We start from the raw sequence: 22,548 nt of genomic DNA, 5'->3' as shown, positions 1-22,548 counted from the left end.
GCTTTTTTTATTCAATCTTACCTCCATATTCAATTTCTAGAAACGGTTGGAATGTTTAAATAATTTTACTTTTTTAAGTCCTAACGATTTAAAGATTATATATTTGCAAAATCATTAGGTTTTATAGCTTAAATACCTTGTGTAAAGTACATTAAATAAACGTCGTAATTAAAAAAAATGAACAAACAAATTGATCAACAGGCTGCAGATAACATAAGAGCTTTAGCTGTGGCTATGGTAGAAAAAGCAAAGTCGGGTCACCCGGGTGGACCTATGGGAGGTGCAGATTTTATGCATATTCTTTATTCTGAATTTTTTAATTACGATCCTACAGATATGGCTTGGCCATTTAGAGATAGGTTCTTTATGGATGCTGGGCATTTATCTACTTTAATGTATGCACAGTATTATCTTTTAGGGAATTATGCTAAAGACGATGTTGCTAATTTCCGTCAATGGGGGTCTATCACACCAGGGCATCCAGAAGTAGATGTGGCTAGAGGTATTGAAAATACATCAGGTCCCTTAGGGCAAGGACATACTATGGGTGTTGGTGCTGCCATTGCAGCAAAGTTTTTACAAGCACGCTTTGGAGATTGGATGAATCATAAGGTATATGGTTTTATTTCTGATGGTGGTATTCAAGAAGAAATTTCTCAGGGAGCTGGGAGAATTGCAGGGCATTTAGGTCTTAGCAATTTCATCATGTTCTTTGACTCAAACGATATTCAGTTATCAACATCAACCGATGAGGTAACTACCGAAGATACTGCCATGAAGTATGAAGCTTGGGGTTGGAAGGTCGTTACCATTGACGGACATAAACATGATGAGATTAGAAAAGCATTAACAGATGCTAATAACGAAACCGAAAAACCAACCTTAATTATTGGAAAAACAATAATGGGGAAAGGTTGTGTAACGGCAGATGGTGAAATGTTTGAAGGGCATTGTGAGTTACATGGGCAGCCTATTGGCGCTACAGGAGCAGATTACGAAAAGACCTTATTGAATTTAGGAGCAGATGTAGAGAATCCTTTTGATATTTTTGATGATGTTCAAGCATTTTATAAAAATTTAGTTGCTGAAAAGACGGCTGCTGCAGCCGCAAAGAAAGAACAGATAAATGCATGGAGAAATGATAATATAGCTTTAGCAGAAAAATTAGATTTCTTCTTGTCAGGAGAATTGCCAGAGCTAGATTTCGAATCGATTGAACACAAAGCAGGATTAGCATCAAGAGCTGCTTCATCCAATGTTTTAGCTTACTTAGCGGAAAACGTAGAAAACATGATTGTGTCTTCAGCCGATTTATCTAATTCCGATAAAACGGATGGTTTCTTAAAGAAATCTTCGGCACTACAGAAAGGGGATTTTAGTGGATCGTTTTTACAGGCAGGTGTGGCCGAATTAACGATGGCTTGTATTGCTAATGGTATTGCCTTACACGGAGGAATTATTCCAGTGGTGGCTACATTTTTTGTATTCTCTGACTATATGAAACCAGCCATTCGTTTAAGTGGTATACAAGAATTGCCAGTTAAATATGTTTGGACGCACGATGCATTTAGAGTAGGAGAGGATGGACCAACACACCAACCTGTTGAACAAGAGGCACAAATTCGATTATTAGAGAAATTAAAAAATCATAGCGGGAAACCTAGTTTCTTGGCCTTACGACCTGCCGATTCTGCTGAAACCAGTGTGGCATGGAAAATGGCTTTAGAAAACAATAGTACACCATTGGGGTTAATCTTATCTAGACAAGGGATTAAGGATATACCTGCACAAGGACAGTCAAGGTATCAGGAAGCCTTAGCAGCAGAAAAAGGCGGGTATTTGGTGAAAGAAGTTGAAAATCCGGATGTAGTTCTAGTTGCAAATGGTTCAGAAGTTGCCACGCTTATTGCTGCGGCAGATATACTTGAATCAAAAGAAAATTTAAAGGTAAGTATTGCCTCTGTACCATCTGAAGGTCTTTTTAGATTACAGTCTGAAGATTATCAAAAACAGGTGATTCCAGAAAATACGCCGTTATTTGGGCTAACAGCCGGATTGCCAGTTAATTTAGAAGGTTTAGTTGGTGCACATGGTAAGGTTTTTGGTTTAGACCACTTTGGCTATTCTGCTCCTGCTGGGGTACTTGATGAAAAATTTGGCTTTACAGGAGAGAAGGTGAGTCAAGAAGTGATAGCCTATTTGAGCAAAACAGTAACAACAAAATAACAAACAAGAACAAGACTTATGAAATTTTTTATAGACACAGCCAACTTGGAGGATATTGCTGAAGCTCAAGCCTTAGGAGTATTAGATGGTGTAACAACCAATCCATCATTAATGGCAAAAGAAGGTATTACAGGAGAAGACAATATTATTAATCATTATAAGAAAATCTGCGATATTGTTGAAGGCGATGTTAGTGCGGAGGTGATTTCGACAGATTTTGAAGGGATGGTAAAAGAAGGTGAAGCCTTAGCTGCGTTGCACCCACAAATTGTTGTGAAATTACCATTAATTGCCGATGGTATTAAAGCGTGTAAATATTTTTCAGATAAAGGCATAAGAACCAACGTAACTTTGGTGTTTTCAGCCGGGCAAGCTTTACTAGCTGCCAAGGCAGGAGCAACTTATGTATCTCCTTTTTTAGGTCGTTTAGATGATATTTCAACAGACGGGTTAAATCTAATTGCCGAGATAAGACAGATTTATGATAACTATGGGTTTAATACCCAAATCTTGGCGGCATCAATTCGCCACACGATGCATGTTATTGACTGTGCTAAAATTGGTAGTGATGTGATGACTGGCCCACTTTCATCAATTAAAGGATTATTAAAACACCCTTTAACCGATATCGGTTTAGCTAAATTTTTAGAAGATTACAAGAAAGGAAATAGTTAGAAACGACTATATCCCTTAAAATACGAAAAGCTTCTCTTTTCAAGTTTACTTTACTTGAATTCGAGAAGCTTTTTCAATTAACAACAAACTAACTAACTTATTTTTTTATATTGAATTTAAAAATTTGTGATTCTGAACTATTATTCTTTTCATCTTTGGTAATAACGCGCCAGTAATAAGTATTTCCAGCAACTACACTAATTGATAAACTTGTATTTCCTGTGGTGGCTTCTTCTGTTTCTGGAGTAGGTGTAGTACCGAGCAAAATAGTATATTCTTTTATATCGTTGTCGATATCCTCTGCCGTCCATTCTATGGTAACAAGGGTTGTTGAAGCCGGAAAGGTTTGATCGTAAATTGGGTTTATAATATCTGCAGGAAAAGGTGCATGAGCAGATACCGCTTCACCAGCATTATAAAATTTCCAGATGCTACTGTTGGCAGTGGTATTACTTGAATTTTTGGAAACTACATACCAAGAGTAGGGAGTTCCTCGGAGTAGGGTAATACTTTTTTCAGACGTATTTGACGAATAATTACTCGTAGTTTGAGTTTCTAAGTTTTTTACAAAAATTTGATACGAATCTGTGTTGTCTGCATCATTCCAGTTAAATAGTACGGTGCTCTCTGTACTGGTTAAATTTGAACCTTCGGTACACTCTGAGTTTTCCTCAGGAAATACTAAGGTAGCAGCGCTTGGTGGTGTTACCTCAATAGGTGGCTCGGGTTCTGGTGCAGGACTATCACTACTGCTACAACCCAATATGGAGCTTCCTAAAATTAAGCCGGCTACTATATATATATTAAACGTTTTCATTAGTTCTTTATAATTTTAAAGCTGTTTTGAACAGATTCTGTCCTTACTTTTAAAACATACACCCCTTTTGAGAAATGGGAGGTATCGATTCTTATATTTTTACTCGCTGTTTCTTGCTTATAAACAAGTTTTCCTAACACTGAGTAGATTTCAATCTGTACGGCCCCTTGGTCCAAGTCGCCTAAAAATACATTAAGCATATTATTGGTGCCTATAGGGTTGGGGTAGGCTAATATGGTGTCCCCATAAAAAATAGTTTCGTTGTAAGTGCCTTGGCAATCTTTATCTGTTTTAACCTGAATGGTGTTTTTTCCAGGGTGTAATTCTAAATCTATTTTAGAATCCGTTGTGCTCGTGCTAGTACCATTATGTGTAATTTGATAATTATTTCCACCACTCATATCAAGAGAAACACTTTTTTTAGAACTACTAACTTTTGAGAAAACCGATAAATTTTCGGGTTCAGTGATAGTCACGTTAAAACACATTTCAAAATCAGGCTCACTATCTACGGTAAAACAAATTTGGTAATCTCCGGCAGCAAGATTGTCCTTAATAATAGAACTAGAGAATTGATCTTCGCTACTAAATCCATTTCCAGATATTTTTACAGTGTAGTTTAAGCTTTCAACAGCTGTGATATCTATAAACCCGTTATTGCTGTTTCTGCAGGTTTCACCTGATATTTGAATTTTGAAGTTGTTTTTAGCTAAGCTAAAAATAGTACATCCGTTAGCATCTACAGTGGCACCTAATGGGGTGTCTGGGCATGCGTCAATGGCATTTTCAACGCCATCACTATCTGTATCATCAGGGTTTATAAAAGGCTTATCTCCATAGATAATAAAAGTACCAGGTTCTAGAGTTATAGTAGTATTTGGATTTGTCACTTCAAGCGGCATATTTCTATTTAACAAATTATACCAAGTACCTGTTTGTTGAAATTTAGGGTCAATATTTCTAGCCGTGAGCCCAAAATTTCCGATCACCGTAATATGTTTTATGTCATTACCAGAAGCCGAGTCTAAAGATAAATGTATTGTTTTTAAACCATTTGCCGAGCTTGTATCCAAAGAGAAATTAGCCGTTCTAAAAATGGGTTGTTCTTTTTTCAGTCGAATCAATTCAGACCAAGTATCATAAAGCGCTTTTCTAGCAGGTTCATCAAAGTAGTTCCATAAAATGGGTTTGTTGCCTGTTCTGCCATTTTTGTTAATAGAAATGTCATAGCCTAACTCTCCAAACTGCCAAATCATTTTTGGCCCTGGTACAGTAAAGAAAAATGCACCTGCTGTTTCTGTTCGTTGAAGTGCTGTGTTAAGCTCTTTTACTTCATATGAACCATTAGATTCCGACGAATTAATGTTTCTATACATCATGCGCTCCTCATCATGACTTTCCATATATCCAATGGAGGAAGATGCCTGATCAAAGCCTTTTTTCTTGTGGGATATATTATCGAAATCAGCACTGCCGTTTCCAGATGTCGCTAATCCATATGAGTTATTTTGATTATTCCAAAGCATAATGCCTTTACCTTCGTCAATTCTATAGTTAGCCCACTCTCGTTCTTCAGTAATACCTCCAAGATGCTCAAAAATTACGTAAAAGTTGTCTTTGATGTCCCATTGGTCATCGGCATATAATTTTAAAACGTCCACGCGGTCTTGTTGGTATGCCCCTGTACAGCTCTCATTACTAGGGGTGCAATTTTGGGTAAATCCTTTGGTGAGGTCCCATCGGTATCCGTCTATATTATACTCTTCTATCCAGAACTGCGAAACACGTTTTACATAGTCTCGTGTGGCTTGTGTGCTATGATTGAAGTCATTGAATACACTATAGCTATGTGTGGCTTCTTGATTAAAAAACGGACTGTCTGACGAAGCTGTTCCACCGTAGTTGCCATTATCTGTGTTCCATAATCTGTAATATGGATTTTGACCTGAAGCATGATTAAAGACCACATCTACAATTACGGCAATACCACGCTTGTGGCACTCGTCAACTAAAGCTTTAAAGGCATTTTGTGTTCCGTAATATTTATCTAATGCCATGTGAAATGACGGGTTGTAGCCCCAACTTTCATTGCCATCAAATTCATTAAGCGGCATAAATTCTATGGCATTAATGCCTAAATTTTGTAAATAGTCTAATCTGTTCTTAACAGCATCGAAACTGTGCAGTTCATCAAAATCTCTGATTAATAGTTCGTAGATAACAAGGTCGTCTTTATTTGGGCTAACAAAATTAGTGACCTCCCAGTTATAAGAAGGGTCTCCTGTTCTTAATAAAGTTACTGAGTGATTTGTTTTTCCTGTGGGATATAATGGTCTATTTGGGTAAGTGATGTCATTTATAAACTGGTCATTTGATTCTGTTAAAATAACATGCGAGTAGGGGTCTGCAATACGAATGCTGGCGTCTACTACATATTGGTACATGTGATTTGTTTGTGGGCTGAGCCCAGTAAGTTCAATCCAAAATCGATCTTTACTACTATCTTTATGCATTATGTAGTTGTCATCAATTGTCCAATTATTGAAATCTCCAATTACATGGACAAATTCTTTATAAGGTGCGAATAGTACCAAAGTAGCTTTGGTGTTATCCGAAGGATTCATGTTGATACCATCTAACAATCCAATTGGTAATGGAGATTCTGTTACTGTTGGTTTTACAATGGCTTGAAATGTTTTGGAGTCTGTTTGGGTACCATTCGTAATTTTTAACTCAAAATTAGTTGTCTCATTAACGGAATAATTTGTATTGTATGCAGTTACTTGTGTTTTGGTATCGACTATGGCATTATTTGCTAGCAAAGTAAAGTCTGCGGTAAGACTTGAAGTTGCCTCTATGGTAATGGTTTCTCCTGCATTTAGCAGTGTAGTTGTTTTACTTGGAGCATTTAGAAACAATTGGAATGAACCTAGGTCAAAAAAGAAATCATTACACCCAGAAGCTTTTAATTCTTGATTGCCTGATTCGTTTCTAAATACCATACCAATTTGTGTTGCCGAGTTTTGCTCTTCTGTTGTTATATTATAGTAAATAGATGGCGTTATTGTTATACTAAACGTGCCGTCGTTATTACTGGTCATTTGCCCGATGCCATCGTCTATTCCCCAGTTTCCAACAACGTCATAGCCAAAAGCATTGGTATCATCGCCAATACCAGAATGCATATATACTTTATTTGGATTGTTAAATCCATTACAGTCAGATGCTGAACTATTAATATCAACAGTTATAGTTATTTCATCCGTTACCTCAAAAGCATTTGGGGTTATGGAGACTTGCCCGAATAAAGATACTCCAATTAGAGTAAATGCAAAACGTATTAACTTTATCATTACTATTTTTTTAACATCAATTATTTGGCAGTCAAGCTAGTTTTAGGAAAAAAAGGCTGATTTAAATCAGCCTTTTTTATTGTGCTATTAATTCTATTTTTTGGTGTAGGTGGGTTTTGTTGGATCACTAAAATCAAGAACAAATGAATACGTTCCTGCCGTGGTAACTAAGTTAGCACCACCTGCGTCAAGAATACCATCTCCGCCATCATCACCATAATTTACATCCCAATCGTTATTGGCTCTAAACTTGTATTCACCATCAATAAGGGTTACATCATTCAAAATCCAAATATCATCAAAAGGCCTAGACCAATCTCTATTAAACTGTGCATCAGGAGTTGCGCCCCACTCGTTATATGCGCCTCCTACAAGCCCCCATACGTAATCAATAGGTTCTAATGTATAGGTCATTTCGTTTAAGTTAACGGTAGCAATGTATATTCCAGCAGTTACTACAATATTAGCGCCACCTTCATCTAAAGTACCATCAGCTCCATCATCACCCCAGTTAGTTCCCCAATCATTATTCATTCTGAACTTCATCTCACCATCAATAAGGGTTACAATACCTCTAAAAACATCTGAATATTGATCATAATCTAACATGAAATCTGGCGTTGCTCCCCAGTCATTATAAGCACCTCCAACGATACCTAAAGAGAAAGGCTCTATGGTATAGGTTAATGTGTTTAAGTCCATAGTGATTTTGTAAGATCCAGCGGTTACTGGAATGTTAGCACCGCCTTCTTCTAAAGTGCCATCATTATCATTATCACCATAGTTAATATTTGGTGCATCCCAGCTATTGTTTTGTCGGAATTTAATTTCTCCATCAATAAGGTTTACATAAGCAGCTAATACACCTTCAGTTTCTGTTGTAAAGAATGGTAAATCTGGTGTTGCTCCCCAATCATTTGCTCCAGAACCTACAACACCCCAAGGTGTAGATAAATCTAAAGATGTCATATAGGTAGACACTGTGATTTTTATAGGATCAGAGATTCTTTCTAATACACTTCCTGTTGCGACATCAGTTATTGTAGCAGTTACTCTCATGTCAAGGTCGCCGGTTGTATCTGCCTCAATGCCACTTTGAATAGCCGCTGCATTTAATTGGGCGTGCGTCAAATCAATTGTGCCAAGGTTTCTAATATTTCCGGCCTCAATAGGTAAAGCGAAATCAGTTCCAGCTAAAGCGGTTTCAACAACATACTCTATATCCATTTCTAATGATGAATCCAAAATAGGGTCCGTCCAAGTTACCGATGTTGCAAGATCGTTATTATTGTCAATAGAAAGCACAAAAGAACCGCCATCAGTAGGTTCGGTAATTACAGGAGCATTAACGGGATAGGTTGTTGCTAGCATTAAAATACTATTTGAAATTGTACCGTTTGCTAAAACCCTCATGTATACAGGGATGTCTTTAAACGTTTCCACACCTGTATTAGCAATGGCATTATTGAATTCAGATACAGTCATTGTAAAACTATTTGTTTCTGAAGTTCCAATGGTACTAGCTGCTCCAAAATCAGATGCTGTATCCATTTCAATATTATAAGTCCCACCTTCAGTAAGATCATCATTCCATGAGATTGTAAATGCTGGATTATTAGGAAGGGAAAAGTTTAAGAATACTGTACTAATACCTGGTTGCTGTAATGTTAAAGCTGGATCAGGTGAAGTAAGTATTAGTGTTTCTTCGTTTTCACAAGAGGTAAAAACAAGTGCTAGTGAAAGCAAAAGAAAACTCAATTTTTTAATATATGTATTCATCTTAATTTACTTTTATTGATTATAAATTCAACGGAATCATGATATAACGACCAGTTAATGTGTTAAACCATACTTCGTAATCATCCTCTACCACAACTGGTGTACTTCCTCCTTCTTGGGCAACACCTGAAAATTCTGTTGAACCTCCCCAAGTTGATCCAGTGTTAGTTAAAAATTGTAAGTCTCCTGGTACTAATCTAATACTTGGAATATTCCAAATATGGGGATCAAAAGTAGACTTGGTCATTTCAGTAGTTTCTGCCGCAGAGCCTTGAATGGCTATGGTTGTGAATTCTGTAGCTCCAGAAGCATCAAAAGGTTTTGTGGTATACTTTTTTGTTGAGATATTAAAAGTGAATTCATAGTAACCCGTTGCTTCAACTCCAAATCGTCCAGGGTCACTTCCTTGAGTTCCTGGGTTACCAGCTATTTCACCAGCAGCCTTAAAATCATCACTTCCTTCGTCGTCAGTTACACCCCATTGAGGTTGCCATAACCCCCTTTCTTCTAAAACTTTCCATCTACCATTATTATAATCTCCATCATCATTACTAAAAAACCCAGTGTAATAATACAATCTTGGATTTTCTTGATCTCTGAATAGGGCAGGATTATTCAAGTTGTTATTCCAACCCGGAGCAGTACCATTACCCACTAAATAGAAATCATCAAATGGATAATTAAAATAGGGATAAACCATAAAGCTTATACCGTTAGAATCTACAGGTAAGCCTTCCTGAGTGCCCAAAGACGAGGTTACTCTAGCGTACAATGTGCTCCAAGCGAACGCAGGAGCTCCAACTGTTCCAGCAGCAGAATTTAATTCTGCAACAGATAATGTAGCAGCATTGTTGCCCGTAATGGTTGTAGCAACTGTTGAATTTGCGAAATCAGCATCAGACGCGATTTCAATACTATATCTAACTGCAGCAGGTTGTCCATAATCAGCTCTAGACCAATTGAAGGTAACAGCAGGATTATTAGTGTTAACAGGATCTAGTTCTATTTCAGTAATTTCTAAATCAGCTAATTGAACAGCATCTGTTGGTGTTGCGACAAACTTCTCAGAGTCATCATCGCAAGCGCTAACCAGCACAAATAAACATGCCGTTAGCATTAATATTGATATGTTTTTCAAATATTTCATTGTTTAACTTGTTTTAGTACCCAGTGTTTTGGGTTAGGTTAGGATTAGCAGCTCTACTTCCATCAGGTATAGGATATACATTAAAATGCGCTGGAATAGCTATACCATTACTTCCATTTCCTTTCCAGGCCCAGTTGTAGTTACCTCCAGTAAATCTGTTGTATCGAATTAAGTCTTGCCTTCTGTGTGCTTCCCAGTGCAGTTCTCTAGATCTTTCGTCTAAAATAAAGTCTAAGGTTAAATCGCCAGAAGAAATCGTATTTGGATTATTAGCTCGAGTTCTAAGCGCATTCACATATTCAACAGCTGTAGAAAGCGAACCTCCGCCGCCTCTTAAATGAGCTTCTGCATACATTAAATAAACATCGGCTAATCTAAATAACGGGAAATCCGTGTCAACAAAGGTTTTGTCAACTCCTAAATCTCCAGTTGAGGTCGCATTAGAGTATTTTTGAATGATGTATCCTGAGTCTTTATTTGAAATATCATCAATATCTATAGGTCGCTCTCCTATAATTAAGGTGTTGCGAGTATCATTAGCAAATGAAGCATCCCATAATTGAGCAAACTGCTTTCTAACTCTTAAGGCACCACCCCAGCCGCTATCTCCAACGCCAACTTCAGCTCCATTTATTTCCAAGCTCCCCACAGAACCATTTATCATAACGGTTGTAGGACCGTAGTTTTGTGTGGTTGCTCCATCAGAAACAATAGGGAAGATAATTTCATTGATTGCCGAATTGGTATTGTTATCTGCCATAAAATTATGTAAGTAGTTTGACGCCAATGAGTAACCGCCGTCAATGATTTTTTCGCAGTAAGCAATACAGTCAGCGTACTTGTTTTCTTGAATATAAACTTCGGCATTTAGGTAAATTTTTGCCAAAATCATATAGGCAACAGATTTATCTGCTCTACCGTATTCATTTTGCCTTGAGGCTACTAAGTCAGCATCAATGTCTTTTAATTCGCTTTCTATAAATGCAAATAATTGAGGGCGCTCATATACTTCTGGTTGCGAGTTTAATGGGGTGTTCTCATCAGCGAAATTGGCTTTTCCAAAAAGATCCATCATATAATAGTAAGCCATGGCTCTCATTAAACGCGCTTCAGCTCTGTAAGCCACAATGTTTTGCCTTGTAGCTTCAGAAACACCTCTGCTATCAAGAGCTTCATCGGTTGTTTCTCTTAAGAAGTTGTTTGCAAGCGCAATAGATAGGTGGGCTCTACTAAACATTCCTAATAAAAGAGGGTTTTGAGCGGTCCAAATATTTCTTTGTATCTCTCTCGTGCCTGGGTCATTTTCGTAAGACCATATCATCTGATCTGCGGCAAGCGTTTGGGTATACAATAATACACGCCCAAATTGGCTGGTTCCAGCATCAATATTCTTTAAGTTAGAACTTTCTGGTCCATCGGTTCCTGTTAGCGCTAAGTTGGCATAAATACCGCCTAGCACGCGTTTATACGAAGATTCGTCTTTAAATAAATCTTCACTTAAAATAGTTTGATCGTCTTTTGGCGTAATGTTAAGATCGTTTGTGCATGAAGACAACAACACGACTGCAGAAAGGCAAACTAAACCTATTACGTTTTTTATTTTAAATTTTGTTTTCATAGTTAATTTCTTAAAATTTAAAGTTAGCTCCTACTAGTACCGTTCTTGGTCTAGGGTATACAACGTTATCAATTCCTTGAGTTAAGGTTAAATCTGAATCGTTGTCTGTTACTTCTGGGTCTAGTCCGCTGTAGTTTGTTACAGTAAATACGTTTTGAACGCCTCCCCAAATTCTTATGCTGTTAATACCTTTTGAAATATCACTAAAGGTGTATCCTAACGTAATATTGTCCATTCTTAAGAAAGACGCATTTTCAACATAGATATCAGATATAATAACATCGGCAGTTCTTTGAAATTGAGTTTCTAGAACGGATTTAGGGATATTTCCTAAAACAGCGTTGTCTTGTAAAAGTTCATATTGTGCTTTAGACGATCTTACGTTATTATACACATAGTTTCCTACGTTAGCTCTAAGGTTAAATGCAAAGTCGAAGTTTTTGTAATATAAACTTGACTGAAATCCAAAGTTAGCATTGGCTCCAGGGTTTTCCTTTACATATCTATCGTCGTCATTAATAATGTTATCGCCATTTAAATCGGCATAAGCGCCTTCAATAGGTCGGCCTGCGCTATCATATAATTGCTTGAATACATAAAACGAATTAGGTGCTTCTCCCTCTCGGTGAATTTGGATATTATTTCCTGTACCACCAGCAATACCGCCTGTTCTAACGTCTTGATCGAGCGCAAGCTCTTTCATTTTTCTGTCTAAGAAAGTCGCGTTAAAGTTAAAGTTAAGCGTTAAGTCTTCTTTTTTAATTACATCGGCATTTAACGCAAATTCAACCCCTTGAATATTTAACTTCCCAATATTTTGAATCACAGAATTTGAAAAGTTGGTACCATCGGCGACTGATGCTTGAAATAATAAGTCATCAGAGTTCTTATTAAAGTAGTTAAGAGAACCAGAAAGTTTGTTATCAAATAAGCCATAATCAACCCCAACCTCAAAAGTCTTGGTCTCTTCCCATTTTAAATCTGGGTTAATTTCTGAAGCGATCAATGAGGAAATAGTGTTGTTTCCGAATTGATATTGAGAATTAGCAATTCCTGATCTATATCTGTTTAAGAAAATAACTTTCTCCTCAATAGTTTGCTGCCCAGTAATACCATAACTCGCTCTAAGTTTAAGGTTAGAAATAGTATTGGAATCTTTTAAGAAATCTTCCTGACTCATATTCCAAGCCACGGCTGCAGCAGGGAAGTTACCCCATTGATTGTCTTTGCTGAATCTTGAAGTACCATCACGTCTGTAGGTAAAAGTTACCAAGTATTTATCTAAAAATGTAGCGTTAGCTCGTGCAAAGAATCCTATTAAAACCACATCTGGATCGGCGTATACATCATCAACACTAAGCGGGTCTCTTTCGTTTCTTCCATTAACACCGCTATTCTCAAATTTTTGGTATGAGTAACCTGCAGTTAATTCTCCCGTAAAGGATTCAAAATCTTTTTTATAATTTAAATATCCATCAAAGAGTCTGTTTACACGTGTTTGGTTATTTTCTTTGTAAGAACCTTTAAACAATTGATCGGTATCAGTAGTAGGAACTAGTCTATCTGAAATATCATAACCTTTAGATTTTGTTTCATCGAAACCAAGGTTTACAACCGCTTTAAGTTCAGGAAGAAAATGAAATTTATAATCTAAGTTTAAGTTACCATAGGCTCTGTTGGCATCACCGGTGTTATTACGTTGCATTAAAGATGCAAAAGGGTTTGTGGTACCATTTGCTACAACATTATTTTCTCTATCTATGATATGTTGGTAATAGCCGCCAAAAGGTGAGCTTGGATCGTAAACTGGTTTAGTTGGGTCATAACGCATGGCAGCACCAATTTGTCCAGCATCTGCAAATCTGTTGTCCTCATATGCTAAGTTGGCATTAAGACTTACTTTTAAGTGATCATCTAAAAACGAAGGGTTTAAAGCAAGACTTAAATTTCGTCTGTTAAACTCAGAGGTCTTAATAGCACCTTCTTGGTCGGTATAACCAAACGAGAATCTTGCCGGTAAAGCATCAAATAAAGCACCTTGTAAGGATACATTATATTGAGTTGAAACGGTATTTCTAAATATTTGATCTTGCCAGTCCGTACTCTCAGTGCCTAATAGGTTAGTGTCAAGCGTTGTGCCATTAATAGGTTGAGATTGAACTAAAGCTCTATATTCATCCCCATTAAATACATCAATATTGTCGGTAACACTTCCAAAACTCACTTGTGCATCGAATGACGCACTAAAACTAGATTTACCTTTTTTGGTTACAATAATAATCACACCATTGGATGCTCTTGATCCGTAAATAGCTGTGGCTGAAGCATCTTTTAATACAGAGAACGAATCAATATCGTTCGGGTTAATTGAGGCAAGTACCCCTCTAGATCCAGTAACACCATCGTTAGATATTGGTAAACCGTCAATTATTATAAGTGGGTCGTTCGATCCATTAATAGATGAACCACCTCTAATTCTAATTTGAGTTCCTGAACCAGGGGCGCCACTTGTATTAACAGTAACCCCAGATACACGACCGCTAATTAAATTTTCTGCGGTAACGATATTTCCTTTTGTAAAATCCTCTTGTGTAATAGACTCTACAGATCCTGTAGCATCTTTTTTAGTTGTCGAACCGTAACCAATAATAACAATCTCTTCAAGTTGAGCCGTATCTTCGGTTAACTCAATATTTAAATTGGCTTGTCCTGTATAAGGCATTTCTACTTCCTTATAACCAACATAGGAAAAAACTAGAATGTCGCCTTCATTAGCTTCAATCGCGTAATTTCCATCAAAATCTGTAGCAGTTCCATTTGTGGTGCCCTTTACTACCACATTAACACCTGGTAGTGGGATGGAAGTTGCTTTCTCAGTAACTGTTCCTGTTATACTGTTTTGCCCAAACATAAAAACTGGCAAAAACAGCATGAAAAACAGAATACTTCTAGTAGTTGTTTTCATATAAATAAATAATTTAATTGTTCTAATTTAGTTCTTGTATATTTTCACTCCTCGTGTCAAACTTATGTAAAGAAATTGTAAATAAGTTGTTATGATTTACGAAATTCTTAGCGAAAACGTTTTCGTGTTGACAACTTTATATTTTTTGACAGATATTTTAACAATTACATATCAGTCAGTTGCAGTTTTGTATTCGCTTTCTTGGGATTCTTAGTTTGAATTTCTTGGATTTTGTAGTAACTTGACACCAGTATAAAACGCACGCATTCAAAGGTATTTCTTTATGGTAGCTTGGTATATGTTTTATACATTCAAAAATTGGATAACAAATGAAAAGAAAAGTTACTTTAAAGCAAATAGCAAAAGAGCTAGACGTGTCCATTTCAACAGTTTCGAAAGCTTTAAGTAATAGCAGTGAAATAAGTGAGGATACCACCCAAAAGATTCAAGCGTTTGCAAAGCTTTATAACTATAGACCTAATAATATTGCTCTGAGTTTAAAGAATAGAAAAACCAAAACCATTGGTATTCTTATTCCGGAAATTGTACATCACTTTTTTTCTACTGTTATTCGAGGTATTGAGCGGGTTGCAAATAGAAGAGGATACAACGTTATTGTTGGGCTCTCTAATGAATCTTTTACCAAAGAAATAATTAATATGGAATTGCTTGCTAATGGAAGTATCGATGGGTTTATTCTGTCTATTTCAAAAGAAACTCTAATGAAGCAGGATTACCATCATTTTAATGCAACAATAAATCAAGGAATTCCAATTGTTATGTTTGATAGGGTGGTTAATGAAGTAGATTGTGATAAGGTAATAGTCGATGATTTTAAAGGAGCCGTCAAGGCCGTTGAAAAGCTTGTTCATAAAGGCTGTAAAAATATAGCACTCATCACTACCATGGATTATGTTAGTGTGGGTAGATTGAGAACACAGGGATACCTTGAGGCACTTGAGGAAAACAAATTAGCTCCAGACTCCAATCTAATTTTAAAGATTGATGATAGTTTAGATGTAGAAAATAATTTAGATCTTCTTGAAACTGAAATTGCTCAATTTTTAAAATCTAATCCCGATATTGATGGTGTTTTTGCGGTTAATGAATTGTACGCGGTCTCTGCTATGAAAGTTGCAAAAAAAATTGGACGTCAAATTCCTGATGATATTCAGGTAATAGGTTTTACAGACGGTGTGTTATCAAAACATGCATCTCCTAGTTTAACAACGGTAAGTCAACATGGTCAAAAAATGGGGGAGCAATCAGCAAATTTATTAATAGATAGGCTAGAGGCCGAAGATGCTCAAATGGATCAGTATCTCTCTAGTAATACGTCTAAATCCGATTACATAAAGATGGTCATTGAGACCGAAATTATTGAAAGAGAATCAACTAAATAAAAAAAATAATTAGGAAAAATTAAAATCTTTCCTATCTTTGTGACGAAATCGAAACTTATATTTTCACTTCTCACCATAAGTTTTGATAAGTTAGATTAGTACAATTATTCCAATTTCTATATTTTAAATTGATATAAATCGCTTATCAAATAGTATTAACCATAATATACTATTTCATGGAAAAGCGTAGATTAAGTTTTTGGCAGATCTGGAACATGAGTTTTGGGTTTCTAGGAATCCAAATGGGTTTCGCTTTACAGAATGCCAATGCTAGTAGAATTCTTCAAATTTTTGGAGCCGATGTTCACGAATTATCTTGGTTTTGGATAATTGCACCTCTAATGGGGCTTATTGTTCAACCAATTATTGGGCATTATAGTGATAATACCTGGGGCCGTTTTGGCAGGCGTAAGCCCTATTTTTTAATTGGAGCTATATTGGCTTCGGTAGGTTTGGTACTTATGCCACAGGCCGATATGTTTATTGCTTTCTTGCCTGCCTTATGGGTGGGTGCTGGAATGCTTATGATTATGGATGCTTCTTTTAATATTGCTATGGAGCCTTTTAGAGCTTTGGTTGGCGATAATTTAAGAACAGATCAAAGAACATTAGGATTTAGTGTACAAACAGCGCTAATTGGTTTTGGTGCTGTTATAGGGTCTTGGTTACCTTATATTGTGGCAAACTGGTTTGGTGTTTCTAACCAATCTGTTGAAGGTTCGGTTCCTACACATTTAATTCTGTCATTTATAATTGGGGCAGTAATTCTAATCATTTCAATTTTGGTAACAGTTTTAACTACCAAAGAATATTCTCCAGAAGAGTTGGCTAGCTTTGAAGATGAACAAGCGCATAACGAAGCTGTTCAGAAAGATGAAACGAAAGAGAAATCAAGTTTACTTGATATTTTTGAGGATTTTAAGAGGATGCCAGAAACTATGCGCCAGTTAAGCTGGGTACAGTTTTTTTCCTGGTTTGGTCTTTTTGGAATGTGGGTTTTTGCGACTCCAGCAATAGCTCAGCATATTTATGGCTTGTCGCATTCAGACAGTAGTAGTGGTGCTTACCAAGATGCTGGCGACTGGGTTGGTATCTTATTTGGCGTTTATAATGTAGTTTCTGCTTTTTATGCTTTTGCATTGCCGTACATAGCTAAGAAAATTGGTAGAAAAAAAACACATTCTATATCTCTTATTGTTGGGGGACTGGGATTATTATCTATCTATATTATGCCAGATAAAAATTGGTTGATACTATCTATGGTTGGAGTAGGTATTGCCTGGGCAAGTATTTTGGCCATGCCTTATGCGATTCTTGCAGGATCTATTTCGCCAAAAAAAATGGGGGTTTACATGGGGATATTTAACTTTTTCATAGTTATCCCTCAAATTATTAATGCCTTAATTGGCGGGCTGCTCGTGAAATACGCTTATGGTAATCAAGCCATATTTGCTTTAGTAATGAGTGGTGTAAGTTTTTTAATAGCAGCATCTTTAGTTTATAAAGTAAAAGATGTTGATGATGTAATACAATAATTGTAACATGAATACAATAGGAGTTATTTTTGATTTAGATGGGGTCATCGTTGACACCGCTAAGTATCATTTTTTGGCTTGGAAAAAGTTAGCCGATACGTTGGGTTTTGAATTTACTGAAAGCCACAACGAACTGCTTAAAGGTGTAAGTAGAGTAAGATCTTTAGAAATCTTGTTAGATATAGGGAAAGTTCACATTTCTGATAATGAGAAGCAAGAATATTTAATTAGTAAAAATGAAGACTACCTTTCATACATTACAAAAATGGGGCCTGAAGAGATTCTTCCAGGAGCGTCCAATTTGTTAGATAATTTAGATGCTTTGCGCATAGATTATGTTTTAGGTTCGGCTAGTAAAAATGCACCATTAATACTAAAGCAGGTAGGACTTTATAATAGATTTAAAGGGATTGTGGATGGTAATAGCGTTTCAAAAGCTAAGCCAGACCCAGAAGTCTTTTTAATAGGAGCCAAAAAATTAGGTCTAAAACCACAGAACTGCGTTGTATTTGAAGATGCCATAGCAGGCGTAGAAGCGGCTAATGCAGCTAAAATGATTTCTATTGGGATTGGGGATGCTCAAACTTTAAACAGAGCTCATTATAATTTTAATGACTTAACAGAATTGCCAGAAGGATTCTTTCAAGAATTACTTACTGAAAAGGTATAACAACCTTAGAGTGAACCATGGTTCACAAATCAAAAAGCAAAAAAAGCTTATTTGAATATTAATTTTTAGAATCGATGAATCAAGATTATATAAAACCAGATAATTGGTCAATCATAGAAGAAGGATTTGATGCAGAACGCGTGAAATCTTCAGAAAGTTTATTTAGCATTGGGAACGGAGCCATGGGGCAACGAGCTAATTTTGAAGAACAATACTCGGGCCCAACCTTTCAAGGGAGCTATATTGCAGGGGTTTACTATCCAGATAAAACACGAGTTGGATGGTGGAAAAATGGGTATCCAGAGTATTTTGCTAAAGTATTGAATGCGCCTAATTGGATAGGGATTAATGTTATAATTAATGGAGAACCCTTAGATCTTTTTCGTTGCCAATCCGTTAGCAATTTTAGAAGAGAGTTAAATATGCAAGAAGGTTGGCTCTCTAGGAGTTTTACTGCAGTTTTACAAAATGGTTTGGAAGTTAGTGTGAGTTCGAAACGATTTTTAAGTTTAAAAACCGATGAACTTGGGGCTATTCAATATAAAATATTGCCAATAAACGGTGATGCAGAAATTGTTTTCGAACCGTACTTAGATTCTGGTATAACCAATGAAGATACTAATTGGGATGATAAATTTTGGGATACCACTAGCATCATTCAAAATGAGAGTCAAGCCTTTATTGAGGCTAAAACCATGAAAACAGATTTTCATGTTTGTACCTTTATGGAGTCACTGTTTACTATTAATGCAAAACCTTTTGAAATAAGTCCAGAAGTTCAAGCGGCCAACAATAAGATAGTATATAATTATACCGCCCATATAAAGCAGAATCAAGTGTTTGCTATTCAGAAATTTGGCGGTTACGTAGTTGATAGTAATCATGATAAGTCTGAACTTATTTCTGTTTCTAAACAAATTCTTGAAGTTGCGAAAGATAAAGGGTTTGATGAATTACTGGAAGAGCAAAAAGATGCTTGGGGCAGAATTTGGGAAATGGCTGATATTACTATTGAAGGCGATGTTAAAGCGCAGCAAGGTATTAGGTTTAATATTTTTCAATTAAATCAAACTTATACTGGCAAAGATTCTAGGTTGAATATTGGGCCCAAAGGTTTCACTGGTGAAAAATATGGAGGTAGTACCTATTGGGACACCGAAGCGTATTGTATTCCTTTTTATATGGCAACAAAAGACCAAAAGGTTGCAAGGGCTCTATTAGAATATAGATATAACCATTTAGACAGAGCTATTGAAAATGCTGAGAAATTAGGATTTACTGATGGGGCAGCACTTTACCCGATGGTAACTATGAATGGAGAAGAGTGCCATAACGAATGGGAGATAACCTTTGAAGAAATTCATAGAAATGGGGCTATTGCTTTTGCCATTTATAATTACTACAGACATACAGGCGATTTCAGTTTTGTACCAGAAAAAGGACTTGAAGTACTTATAGGTATTGCCCGGTTCTGGCAGCAACGTGCTAATTTTTCTGCCGACAAAAATAAGTATGTTATTTTAGGTGTGACTGGACCTAATGAATATGAAAATAATGTTAATAATAACTGGTATACAAATTATTTAGCAAGGTGGTCTATTAATTATGCACTGGAATGTCTTGGTAAGGTTGAAAAAGAATATGAAGCCGATTTTGCTAGAATTGTAAACAAGGTGAAGCTATCTGAATCAGAATTGAAAAAATGGAAACAGGTAGCAGATAATATGTTTTTCCCATATTCAGAAAAGTTTCAGGTATACCTTCAGCAGGATGGATTTTTAGACAAAGAGTTAATCACAGTTTCGGATCTTGATAAAAGCGAGCGCCCTATCAATCAAAAATGGTCATGGGACAGAATTTTACGTTCACCTTACATTAAGCAAGCCGATGTATTGCAAGGGTTCTACTTTTTTGAAGATCAATTTAATGATGAAGAACTAGCACGTCATTTCGATTTTTATGAACCCTTTACAGTTCATGAAAGTTCGTTGTCTCCTTGCGTCCATAGTATTCAAGCTGCTAAATTAGGAAGAATGGATCAAGCTTATACGTTTTACCTAAGAACATCAAGACTTGATTTAGACGATTACAATCATGAAGTTCATGAAGGTTTGCATATCACCTCAATGGCAGGTACTTGGATGAGTATAGTTGAAGGTTTTGGAGGCATGAGAATTGTAAATGATAAGCTGTCATTTACTCCTAAAATTCCAGAACAATGGCAAGCATATTCCTTTAAAGTTAATTTTAGAGGTAAAGTTTTAAAAGTTAATGTTTGTCAAAATAAAACTCATTTTGAGTTAGAAAGCGATGAGTCTTTAGAATTGTTTGTCAATAATAAGTTAATGTCAATTAAGCCTAACAATCTTATGACCGTTTAATGTAATAATTTGGTTATGATGGGATTTGCTAAAATTAAAAATAAGCTATTTTTTTTACCGTTAATATCTCTAATAGTGCTCACAATATCATGTAATAATGGTAATGAGAAGGAGGGGCTGAATAATGAATTGAACGTTGCAAAAGCAGTAAAAGAAGTTAGGCAAGATATTGATCGCCTAGAACCTCCAAACTGGTGGGTCGGTTTTAAAAATACGCAGTTGCAGTTATTAGTTAAACATTCAGGTATAACTAAGGCAACCCCAAAAATTAATTACAAGGGTGTTACCATTTTAAAGGTTCATAAAGCCGATAGTCCAAATTATCTGTTTATAGATTTAGACATTTCTAAAGAAACACCACCAGGTAAATTTAACATCATCTTTGAATTTGATTCTGGTAAAGAATTAATGCAAACTTATGAGTTAAAGGAGCGAGTTAGGGACGGAGACTCCTATTTGGGTTTTGATAGCAGTGATGCCATTTATTTAATTACACCAGATAGGTTTGTAAATGCTAACCCTAAGAATGATATTCAGCCAGCCTTAAAGGAACAGGCAATTAATCGAGCGGATAATTATGCAAGGCATGGCGGAGATATTCAAGGGATTATCAATCATGTCGACTATATTAAAGATCTCGGATTTACGGCAATTTGGTCATGCCCCTTGTTAACCAATGATATGCCAAAATCTTCTTACCATGGTTATGCCATTACGGATTATTACCAAATTGATCCACGGTATGGTAATTTAGAGGATTATCTCAAGCTATCGGATAAGCTTAGGTCTAACCAAATGAAGTTAGTCATGGATCAGGTAGTTAATCATTGCGGCAGCGAGCACTGGTGGATGCAAGATTTACCTTTTAAGGATTGGCTCAATTATCAAGAGAACTATGAAAATAATGGGAATTTAATAACGTCAAATCACAGAAGAACAGACAATCAAGATGTGTATGCGGCTAAAATAGACAAGAAAGAGATGGCAGATGGCTGGTTCGTTTCAACTATGCCCGATTTAAATCAAAAAAATTCCTTTATGGCGACCTATCTTATTCAAAATAGCATTTGGTGGATTGAGGGGGCAGGCTTAGGAGGTATTCGTCAGGATACATATCCTTATCCAGATAAACAGTTTATGAGTGATTGGGCCGGCGCTATTATGACAGAATACCCCAATTTTTCTATTGTTGGTGAAGAGTGGAGTTATAACCCTTTACTTATTGGATATTGGCAGGATGGTGCAAATAATAGGGATGGGTACGATTCCAATTTAAGATCTCCAATGGATTTTGCTATGCAACGTTTTATTGTTGAAGGGTTAAATGAAGAAGAACAGTGGGATACTGGTTTGGTAAAATTGTACGAAGGCTTAGCTAATGATTTTCATTATGCATCTCCAAAAGACCTTATGGTTTTTCCTGACAACCACGATATGAGCAGAATATTTACGCAGTTAAATGGTGATTTAGTCAATACAAAAATGGCTCTAAGTTATATGGCAGTAATTCCAAGGATTCTTCAATTTTATTATGGTACAGAAATTTTAATGAACGATTTTGATAAGCCTGGAGATCATGGTTTGGTAAGATCGGATTTTCCAGGAGGCTGGGATGGTGATATGGTCAATGCTTTTACTGGAGAAGGTCTTTCTGATGAACAAAAAGATATGAAAGAGTTTATTAAACGTTTGTTGAACTATAGGAAAACCAGTAACGCTATACACGAAGGCGAAACGATTCATTTCGGACCTGAAAATGGTGTTTATGTATTGTTTAGAAAAACGGATAAGGAGACATTAATCCATATTTTAAATAAAAACGAAGCTCCTATTAGAATTGATCTTACGAGGTTTGATGAAATTGGGCTGAATGCAAAGCGCGTAATAAATGTTATTTCCGGTGAGTCTTTTATTTGGGGTAATACCTTAAAACTAAATGGTAAAGGGGTATATCTATATTCTACAAAAGCAGACTAAAA

At 36.3% G+C, this 22,548-nt stretch carries 13 protein-coding genes; 7 read left to right on the top strand and 6 right to left on the bottom strand.

Going from position 1 to position 22,548, the window contains the following annotated elements:
- Nucleotides 1–177 precede the first annotated feature (177 nt).
- Together E5D58_RS02825 and fsa are read left to right on the top strand one after the other, a co-directional pair.
- Entirely contained in the window at nt 178–2,226 is a 2,049-nt protein-coding gene (locus tag E5D58_RS02825; RefSeq protein ID WP_136480301.1) for a transketolase family protein, read from the top strand.
- Nucleotides 2,227–2,244: 18 nt separating this feature from the next.
- The gene (gene fsa, locus E5D58_RS02820) at nt 2,245–2,901 is read left to right on the top strand and encodes a fructose-6-phosphate aldolase (RefSeq protein ID WP_136480300.1); all 657 of its coding nucleotides are present in this window, start codon (nt 2,245–2,247) and stop codon (nt 2,899–2,901) included.
- A 97-nt stretch (nt 2,902–2,998) separates the two neighbouring features.
- Here fsa and E5D58_RS02815 read toward each other — a convergent pair whose 3' ends face one another.
- The 6 genes from E5D58_RS02815 to E5D58_RS02790 form a co-directional block, all read right to left on the bottom strand.
- A complete protein-coding gene (locus tag E5D58_RS02815) occupies nt 2,999–3,718 on the bottom strand; it encodes a hypothetical protein (protein WP_136480299.1) in 720 nt (239 codons plus the stop codon).
- On the bottom strand, nt 3,718–7,071 hold the full coding sequence (locus tag E5D58_RS02810; RefSeq protein ID WP_136480298.1) for an alpha-amylase family glycosyl hydrolase: 3,354 nt from the start codon (nt 7,069–7,071) through the stop codon (nt 3,718–3,720). The genes E5D58_RS02815 and E5D58_RS02810 overlap by 1 nt, the downstream gene beginning before the upstream one ends.
- 93 nt (nt 7,072–7,164) lie before the next feature.
- Nucleotides 7,165–8,850: a SusE domain-containing protein gene (locus E5D58_RS02805; protein ID WP_136480297.1), complete on the bottom strand. Its 1,686-nt coding sequence runs from the start codon at nt 8,848–8,850 to the stop codon at nt 7,165–7,167.
- A 19-nt stretch (nt 8,851–8,869) separates the two neighbouring features.
- Complete coding sequence (locus tag E5D58_RS02800) at nt 8,870–9,997, bottom strand: SusE domain-containing protein (RefSeq protein ID WP_136480296.1); 1,128 nt, start codon at nt 9,995–9,997, stop codon at nt 8,870–8,872.
- Nucleotides 9,998–10,010: 13 nt separating this feature from the next.
- On the bottom strand, nt 10,011–11,615 hold the full coding sequence (locus E5D58_RS02795; RefSeq protein WP_136480295.1) for a RagB/SusD family nutrient uptake outer membrane protein: 1,605 nt from the start codon (nt 11,613–11,615) through the stop codon (nt 10,011–10,013).
- A gap of 10 nt (nt 11,616–11,625) precedes the next feature.
- On the bottom strand, nt 11,626–14,580 hold the full coding sequence (locus E5D58_RS02790) for a SusC/RagA family TonB-linked outer membrane protein (RefSeq protein WP_136480294.1): 2,955 nt from the start codon (nt 14,578–14,580) through the stop codon (nt 11,626–11,628).
- A 329-nt stretch (nt 14,581–14,909) separates the two neighbouring features.
- On the opposite strand from E5D58_RS02790, the gene E5D58_RS02785 reads away from it, so the two are divergent.
- From E5D58_RS02785 to E5D58_RS02765, 5 genes are all read left to right on the top strand, one after another.
- Nucleotides 14,910–15,983, top strand: coding sequence for a LacI family DNA-binding transcriptional regulator (locus E5D58_RS02785; protein ID WP_136480293.1), 1,074 nt, complete (start codon nt 14,910–14,912; stop codon nt 15,981–15,983).
- A gap of 176 nt (nt 15,984–16,159) precedes the next feature.
- Nucleotides 16,160–17,518 carry an MFS transporter gene (locus E5D58_RS02780; protein ID WP_136480292.1) on the top strand — a complete coding sequence of 453 codons (1,359 nt, stop codon included), beginning with the start codon at nt 16,160–16,162 and terminating at the stop codon, nt 17,516–17,518.
- Between the two features lie 7 nt (nt 17,519–17,525).
- Nucleotides 17,526–18,188 carry a beta-phosphoglucomutase gene (gene pgmB, locus E5D58_RS02775; protein ID WP_136480291.1) on the top strand — a complete coding sequence of 221 codons (663 nt, stop codon included), beginning with the start codon at nt 17,526–17,528 and terminating at the stop codon, nt 18,186–18,188.
- Between the two features lie 74 nt (nt 18,189–18,262).
- The gene (locus E5D58_RS02770; protein ID WP_136480290.1) at nt 18,263–20,569 is read left to right on the top strand and encodes a glycoside hydrolase family 65 protein; all 2,307 of its coding nucleotides are present in this window, start codon (nt 18,263–18,265) and stop codon (nt 20,567–20,569) included.
- A gap of 75 nt (nt 20,570–20,644) precedes the next feature.
- Nucleotides 20,645–22,546: a glycoside hydrolase family 13 protein gene (locus tag E5D58_RS02765; RefSeq protein WP_394345698.1), complete on the top strand. Its 1,902-nt coding sequence runs from the start codon at nt 20,645–20,647 to the stop codon at nt 22,544–22,546.
- The last annotated feature ends 2 nt before the right edge of the window (nt 22,547–22,548 follow it).

Source organism: Cognatitamlana onchidii (genome assembly GCF_004804355.1).
Classification (GTDB): domain Bacteria; phylum Bacteroidota; class Bacteroidia; order Flavobacteriales; family Flavobacteriaceae; genus Cognatitamlana; species Cognatitamlana onchidii.
Note: the sequence above shows the minus strand (reverse complement) of the source record. Positions and strands in the feature narration are given on the sequence as shown.

Excerpts from the sequence above, each read along its gene's own strand:
- E5D58_RS02800 (WP_136480296.1), bottom strand. The coding sequence starts at position 9,997 with ATGAAATATTTGAAAAACATATCAATATTAATGCTAACGGCATGTTTA.
- pgmB (WP_136480291.1), top strand. The coding sequence starts at position 17,526 with ATGAATACAATAGGAGTTATTTTTGATTTAGATGGGGTCATCGTTGAC.
- E5D58_RS02795 (WP_136480295.1), bottom strand. The coding sequence starts at position 11,615 with ATGAAAACAAAATTTAAAATAAAAAACGTAATAGGTTTAGTTTGCCTT.
- E5D58_RS02805 (WP_136480297.1), bottom strand. The coding sequence starts at position 8,850 with ATGAATACATATATTAAAAAATTGAGTTTTCTTTTGCTTTCACTAGCA.
- E5D58_RS02825 (WP_136480301.1), top strand. The coding sequence starts at position 178 with ATGAACAAACAAATTGATCAACAGGCTGCAGATAACATAAGAGCTTTA.
- E5D58_RS02785 (WP_136480293.1), top strand. The coding sequence starts at position 14,910 with ATGAAAAGAAAAGTTACTTTAAAGCAAATAGCAAAAGAGCTAGACGTG.
- E5D58_RS02780 (WP_136480292.1), top strand. The coding sequence starts at position 16,160 with ATGGAAAAGCGTAGATTAAGTTTTTGGCAGATCTGGAACATGAGTTTT.
- E5D58_RS02815 (WP_136480299.1), bottom strand. The coding sequence starts at position 3,718 with ATGAAAACGTTTAATATATATATAGTAGCCGGCTTAATTTTAGGAAGC.
- E5D58_RS02810 (WP_136480298.1), bottom strand. The coding sequence starts at position 7,071 with ATGATAAAGTTAATACGTTTTGCATTTACTCTAATTGGAGTATCTTTA.
- E5D58_RS02790 (WP_136480294.1), bottom strand. The coding sequence starts at position 14,580 with ATGAAAACAACTACTAGAAGTATTCTGTTTTTCATGCTGTTTTTGCCA.
- E5D58_RS02770 (WP_136480290.1), top strand. The coding sequence starts at position 18,263 with ATGAATCAAGATTATATAAAACCAGATAATTGGTCAATCATAGAAGAA.
- fsa (WP_136480300.1), top strand. The coding sequence starts at position 2,245 with ATGAAATTTTTTATAGACACAGCCAACTTGGAGGATATTGCTGAAGCT.